This window comes from Duncaniella freteri (assembly GCF_004766125.1).
Classification (GTDB): Bacteria; Bacteroidota; Bacteroidia; order Bacteroidales; family Muribaculaceae; genus Duncaniella; species Duncaniella freteri.
Genome location: NZ_SJSA01000001.1, coordinates 2,265,356 through 2,271,962 on the forward strand (window position 1 = coordinate 2,265,356; position 6,607 = coordinate 2,271,962).

General features: G+C 53.9%; 9 protein-coding genes. All 9 read left to right on the forward strand.

The genetic code is table 11. The features are described from left to right. Nucleotides 1-353 precede the first annotated feature (353 nt). Complete coding sequence (locus tag EZ315_RS09830; RefSeq protein WP_135469425.1) at nt 354-2,522, forward strand: phage tail tape measure protein; 2,169 nt, start codon at nt 354-356, stop codon at nt 2,520-2,522. Beyond that, entirely contained in the window at nt 2,519-3,154 is a 636-nt protein-coding gene (locus tag EZ315_RS09835) for a DUF6046 domain-containing protein (RefSeq protein WP_135469422.1), read from the forward strand. Before EZ315_RS09830 ends, EZ315_RS09835 begins: the two co-directional genes overlap by 4 nt. An 8-nt stretch (nt 3,155-3,162) precedes the next feature. After that, the gene (locus EZ315_RS09840) at nt 3,163-3,444 is read left to right on the forward strand and encodes a hypothetical protein (RefSeq protein ID WP_135469420.1); all 282 of its coding nucleotides are present in this window, start codon (nt 3,163-3,165) and stop codon (nt 3,442-3,444) included. Further along, nucleotides 3,441-3,740: a LysM peptidoglycan-binding domain-containing protein gene (locus EZ315_RS09845; RefSeq protein WP_135469417.1), complete on the forward strand. Its 300-nt coding sequence runs from the start codon at nt 3,441-3,443 to the stop codon at nt 3,738-3,740. The genes EZ315_RS09840 and EZ315_RS09845 overlap by 4 nt, the downstream gene beginning before the upstream one ends. Before the next feature lie 66 nt (nt 3,741-3,806). Beyond that, the gene (locus EZ315_RS09850) at nt 3,807-4,655 is read left to right on the forward strand and encodes a hypothetical protein (RefSeq protein ID WP_135471863.1); all 849 of its coding nucleotides are present in this window, start codon (nt 3,807-3,809) and stop codon (nt 4,653-4,655) included. A 178-nt stretch (nt 4,656-4,833) separates the two neighbouring features. After that, nucleotides 4,834-5,034 carry a hypothetical protein gene (locus EZ315_RS09855; RefSeq protein WP_135471864.1) on the forward strand — a complete coding sequence of 67 codons (201 nt, stop codon included), beginning with the start codon at nt 4,834-4,836 and terminating at the stop codon, nt 5,032-5,034. A 200-nt stretch (nt 5,035-5,234) separates the two neighbouring features. Further along, nucleotides 5,235-5,369: a hypothetical protein gene (locus EZ315_RS16865; RefSeq protein ID WP_262709754.1), complete on the forward strand. Its 135-nt coding sequence runs from the start codon at nt 5,235-5,237 to the stop codon at nt 5,367-5,369. A 207-nt stretch (nt 5,370-5,576) separates the two neighbouring features. Continuing rightward, complete coding sequence (locus EZ315_RS16985) at nt 5,577-5,741, forward strand: phage tail protein (RefSeq protein WP_135471865.1); 165 nt, start codon at nt 5,577-5,579, stop codon at nt 5,739-5,741. Nucleotides 5,742-6,123: 382 nt separating this feature from the next. Then, a complete protein-coding gene (locus tag EZ315_RS09865) occupies nt 6,124-6,333 on the forward strand; it encodes a hypothetical protein (protein ID WP_135471866.1) in 210 nt (69 codons plus the stop codon). Nucleotides 6,334-6,607 lie beyond the last annotated feature (274 nt).

Sequence of the window (6,607 nt, forward strand, 5' to 3'; positions counted from 1 at the left end):
AGGGGTGCGCCCTGATCCGGGCTAACCTGCACATTGATATTGAAAAGATTGAGACGGAGGAGGAATGGGCGCGGCTCTACTGCGAGGCACTATGGCTGGAGCGATGGAGGAACCGGAACCGGGCAGAACTTATCGCGTCATTGTTCGGAGAGAAGCCCTAAAGCCAGGGCAGCGAGCCAGGGCCGTCGCCCTTAACCATGCTCCGAAACCCGCGCCACAGCCAGATGAACAAGCCGATAAAGCCAAGGACTACGAAGAGTTTCCACAGCAGGGCCAAAACTGATATGATTATTTTGGTAAACATGGTCTTGTTACTTTGGTAAGGTGCTACAAATATAGCGAATAAAAACGACATGGCAAGCGTATTTGACTACATTTTTAGGATAGGCGGCAATTTTGTGGCGCAGATAAGCGGCATGAGCGCAGCGGCCGGCGAATTTTCCGCAAGGGCGGAGGTCGCCGAAAGTCGCGGGCGCAGTTTTGCTGCGTCGCTTGCCACGTTCTCATACGCTACGGACATGGCGCGGAACCTAAGCGAGGCAATAGGCGGTCTGAGCAGTGCGGGCATAAAGCTGGACAGCCAGATGCACGATTTAAGCGCTGTTGCTGGCGTTACGGGCGAGGGTCTGAAACAGATCGAGACATTCGCGCGGCAGAGCGCAAAGGCGTTCGGCACTGACGCCGCCGTGGCGGTTGAGGGTTACAAACTGCTGCTCTCGCAGCTGACGCCGGAGCTGGGCAAATACCCGGACGCGCTCAGGGAGATGGGCGACTGCATACAGACGACCAGCAAGCTGATGGGCGGGGACGGCGTGGCGGCGGCTCAGGTGCTTACCACGGCGATGAACCAGTACGGGGTGAGCATGGAGGACCCGACGGCGGCAGCCGGGGAAATGGCGCGCATGATGAACGTAATGGCGGCAGCCGGACAGGCAGGATCGGCGGAACTTCCGGCGATAAGCGCGGCGCTCCAGCAGTGCGGTATGGCTGCCAAGGCTGCAAATGTGAGCTTCGAGGAAACAAACGCCGCAATCCAGGTACTTGACAAGGCGGGCAAAAAAGCCAGCGAGGGAGGTGTCGCATTGCGAAACGTTCTGGGCCAGCTCAGCAAAGGCCGCTTCGTCGAGAAGCAGGCACGGGAGGAGCTTGAAAAGGCCGGCATTGATGTTGTGGCTCTGGGCGACAACTCCAAGAGCCTTAAAGAGCGCCTCGAGATGCTGAAACCGATGCTTAACGACTCCGCGCTGTTGTCAAAATTCTTTGGTGTGGAAAATGCCAACGCCGCCCGTGCCCTTATACAAGGCACCGAAAGCCTGCAAGACTTCACGACCGCCGTAACTGGAACCAACAGCGCGACCGAGCAGGCCGCTATTGTCATGGACAGCTATGCCGAGCGACAGGCACGAGTAAACCAACAATTTGAGGACTTCAAAATTACCATATTCCAAGCCACCGGCGATTTTTCGTTATGGTGCGGTGTCCTGACTTCTGCACTTGTGCCGATTGCTCAACTTGCCCCATTACTTACAGCAGGCTGGAGACTAATGCTGTTAATTAAAAATCTCAAATGGGCAAGTATGTGGAGCAGTGTTGTGGGTTGGGTTCGTGCAGCCGGCGTTAACTTCGCGCTGATGAACGGCACACTCTCAACTACCAACATGGTATCACTGGGCTTTATCGGTAATATGGGACGCGCAACAATAGGGTTAATTCGATTTGCCACCGTAGGAGTTTTTAACGCTCTGAAAGGTCTGGGCGCACTCATATTGTCACTTGTGACGAGTGGCACAGCGTCCGCCACATTCTCCGGCATTGCTTCAACAGCTTTCGGAACTTTTGCCACTACTGCCTCGGCAGCTTGTCGCGCCGTTTCGGTCGCAATTATGAGCATTCCGATTGTTGGCTGGATAGCTGCGGCCATTGCTGCATTGATAGCGATAGGTGCTTACTTCTGGAACACGTCGGCTAAATTCCGGGCAGTGCTCAAAGGGACATGGGCGGCGTTCAAGGCTTGTTTTACCGGTATCGGCGAACTTGCTAAAAACACTTTTGGAGCAATCGGCGACCTGATAAAAGCAGCGTTCAATTTATCCCCCTCCGGAATAGATGCAGCCCTGAAAAAGTTAAAAGCCGGTTTCAGTGACTACGGCAAACAGGTGGGTCAGGCGTTTAATGAGGCTTACAATGCCGAAATGGCAGAGTCCGCCCAAAAAGAGGGCAAAAAGAGTCCCAAAGGAAACAAGCCAACAACCAACGGAAGCGGTGCGACGGTTCCGGGGGTGACTGTTCCGGAAGTCAACCCCACCGGCAACACTCTGAGCGGTGCGAGTGGAACAGGCGGCAAAGGATCCGGCAGTGACGGAGGCGGAAAAATAAGAAACATAACTGTAAATATTGACAAACTTGTCGAGCGCTTCGAGATACACACCGCGACCGTCGGCGAAAGTACCGAAAAGGTCAAGGCTGTTATTTTGGAGACCCTTATGGGAGCGCTAAACGACACACAATTAGCAATGTCATGAGCCTAATTCCACAACCGAGCTTAGGAGGTAAAAAATTACCTGTCAGCATAGATCTTGCAGCTATGAGCTGGGGGCAGCACATGGCTAAAAAACTTATACGCTTCAAGGAACTGGGCGGAAGTCCTGAGCGTGACGGCATAACCGTGCACGAGATTGGGCAGCCTATCACCGACCCGGAATATTGGGAGGGGCGCTGGGTACTCTGCCCCCTCAGACTGGAGCGAGAAAACGGCGTGGGGCTGACATTTGCCGATGCAGTGGCAGCAGCCAGCCGAGAACATAGGATTATAAGCACGGCTCTGACCGGTAGAGACGGCACGGTGAAAGAGTATATAAACGCCGGCGATTGGGCGGTTAATATCGTGCTGGGCTTGCAATGTGTCGAGGGTGGAGAGATAGCCGATAAATGGCCGACCAATGAGGTGCGGGAAGTTCGCAAGCTGTTGGAAGCAAATGAGGCTCTGAGAGTTCACAGCGAATTTTTAGACGCTTTGAATATCGGGCGGCTTGTGATTAGAAGTTATTCCCTCAGCCAAATGACAGAAGCCAATTATCAGGTAGTTGAAATCAGCGCGGTCAGCGATGAAGATTACGAGATATTCAGCACCGATTATGAGCAACCGAAAAAATAACAACAGCGATGAAAGGCATGTTAATTGACAGTATCACCGGCGACCTGCTGACCGAACACGGCCGCATAGCGATTGGAGACACCGAGGGGCAAACCGCCGAGGCGGTTGTCACCACCATGCGCGGAGACATTAAGGAGCACCCCCTTTTAGGCGGTGAAGCCGGCAGACTTCGCGCCGGTCAGCCCGATGTAATGTGGCCCGGTGAGGTTCGCCAGATGTTACGCGGTTGCGGGGTCGATTGTGAGCGTGTAGTAATGGAGACTGACGGAACTATCAGCATAGAACGATGAGAACGACAGCGAAAGAGAGGCAAACACTGCTTGATATTGCCCTGCAAACGGGCGGACACATTGAAACGGTGCTCGCACTGGCAGAGGCTAACGGTATGAGCATAACCGACCGGCTGGAGGATGGGAGTGTGCTGATAGTTCCGGTACCGGTGGAGGGTGGAGACACCCGAACCGTTGAACTTTACAAGGCGCACAAGGTGGAGCCGGCAACCGAAATAAGCCCGGAAGATATGGCGGCTTGCCCTTACGGCGGTATTGGCTTTATGGGCATTGAAATAGATTTTATCGTGAGTTAAACAGCATTTCTCTGCTTAGGCAGAGCGATTAAAAATCGATTAAACAGCTATTAAATGAGTAGTAAAATGGCACGCAATATTAACGAAATTAAAACAGAGATCGCACGCGAGTTTATGCGCAATGAGTCTGCGGCGGAACTGTACGGGTTTACCCCGGGCTCAGAGTTCGGCGACATATTCGGTGCGGCAAGTGTTGAAAATATTTTGCTTTATGTCTGGGCGGTCTGTGCCTGGAGCGTCGAGCAGCTTGTAAGCAGGCACAAAGCGGAGGTAACGGCGGAACTGGAGGAACTTATAGCCCACCGCCCGAAATGGTACCGCGATAAGGTGCTCCGCTTCATGGCAGGCCACGAGCTTGAACAGGACAGCGACACATACGACACTACCGGAATGACTGAGGGGGATATAGCGGCGGCGTGTGTCGTAAAACATGCGGTCGCTATGGAGAGCAAGGATGCCAGTCTGCTGACAATAAAAGTAGCCGGAGAGAGTGGCGGAGTGCGCAAACCGATAACAGCGGAACAGGAAAAGCAGCTGAAAGCCTATATAAACGAGATTAAGGATGCCGGCGTGCGCACCGCACTTGTGAATATGGAGGCGGATACATTCGACTGTACTGTGGATATCTACTACAATGCTATGCTGGATCCTGCCGTTGTTCAAACCGCATGCCGTGATGTGATCTGCGATTATATTGAGAATTTGCCTTTTAACGGCGAATATACGAATATGGCCCTCGTTGACCGCCTGCAAGAGGTAGAGGGGGTGAAAATAGTGGAGTTGCGGGGTAGCACCGCGCAGGCCGTAAACGAGAGTACAACGACACAGATTAACGCGCGTCTGACCCCCGCAGCGGGCTATTTCAGACCAGGGGCGATAACTGTAAACATGAAAGCGTATGACGAACAAGGCTGACAGAACCTATAACGTAAATATCAAGCGGCTGGCGCTGCTGACATTGCCGACGTGGCTACGGCGCCCGCTTTCCGGGGCTCTGATATATGCCGGGGTCAGCCCGCTGGGGCGTTTGCTCCAGGAGCTGCGCGCATACAGGAGCGCAACAAGCTTACCGGCTGAGACATAACGGGCAGGTGTGCAGCTGTGCGGGGCACTTAATGATGAGTTTGACCCGGGACTGCGCCGCATAGAGATAGAGGACAGCGACAGTGTCGGAAACCGGGAAGCTGCGGCGGTATGGCTTCGCGATATGGACGGGTGGGTGATGGTGCCGCGGGAGGCGCGGGGCGCGGGTGAGCATACACCGGGAGGGATTCAACGGCACGAGCGGTTATGACTTCTGGGTGACGGTGCCGGAGGAACTGTGGACGGCCGAGACGGAAAGAGACTACGGGCAATATTGAACATGTATAAACTGGCGGGCAAACGCTACGCTATAAAACCATAAATGACAATGGACAAAATATTAGGTAATTTTCTGACACAGGCAAACAAAGATTTTCCTCTGGACTGCGAGACGCTGGACTATTGCAAAAAATGGTGGCACTTGCAGCCATTGCCGGCAACATAGGAGGCGACCGTGTGGTTCTCTGGGGTTGCGAGCCCAACAGCGAGGGGACCGCAGGGGGCTGGCTATGTATTCGTAAGGACCAAGAACGCGCCGGAGGGTGAGGTTCTGCCCTGGGATGGCGGACCGACCACAAGCGGCATGTATGTGAAACAAGAAGCAATCCCGGTAAGTGCAATAATACGGACTACCCGAAAGCCTACACGCGCCGGAGTCTTGCGCCCGGCATAGGAGAGGAAAACTACACTGGGAGAGCTTCACAGACATTAAGAGCATAAAGGGACTGATGGACGAGAACCGGTCGCTCCGCAATGAGCTGGGCGGCCGTTCAGCCGGCACCCGTTGGGGATAGTCCAGATGTGGGCCGGTTCCGGGTGCCACAAGGCTATGTGCTATGTGACGGACAGCCATTAAGGAAGTCCGATCATCCGGAGCTGTTCAATGCCATTGGCTCGACATTCAACACACTGCGGTAAACGCGAACGGCGTAAGGTACACGACCCAGGATGGTTATTTCAGGGTACTGACCTGAGGGGACGTTTCGTTGTCGGTCTCCATGACAGTGACGGGACTATGAGAGCCCCGGGACCGGCGGCGGACTGAAGAAAGTGACGCTCACGGAGGAGACAATACCCCGTCACAGCCATGAGGAGAATGCTGTGGAAAGGGGGAAGCGGAGACTGGAAAGGGCACGGCAGCAATTCCTGGCCTAATGCCACAACAATATTCGAGTGTTCACCTCATGGGATAAACACACTGGACTATGGCAAGGGTGAGAGCTCACGAGAACCGCCCCCCAATATATGTGCTGGCATACATAAATGCGCGTTAAGTAGACATAAATAATACCCCGAGATTATGGCAATAAGGACAATAGCACAGCTAAAAGCGTGGTTCCGTCGTGGGAAGTACCCGACGGAGGAGCAGTTCGCCGACTGGCTCGATAGCTACGTGCACAAGGAGGAAAGCATTATCCCCGTAATACAGGTGGAGGGGGCTAGCGGAGCAGCTCAACAGAAGTATGTCGCTTCGGAAGGGCATGAGCTGGAACGGCAAACATTGAACTAAAGGGAGATTATGAGACGCACAAGAAGACATCGGGATGAGCCGTTTTGACAATATATCCGGGTGTGATCGAGGATCTGGAGACCGAGAATGAGAGGCAACAACGGAGATTGATTCACTGAATGCCGAAGTTGAGGTCATCCATAGAAGGACTCGTCACAGGACAAAGAGATCTCAGCACTGCATGATACGGACAGGAGACCAGCAGATGAGCATTGACTCGCTCGATGGAAGGGCAGACACTTTGGAGCTGGGTATACGTATGCATGTCTCGGAC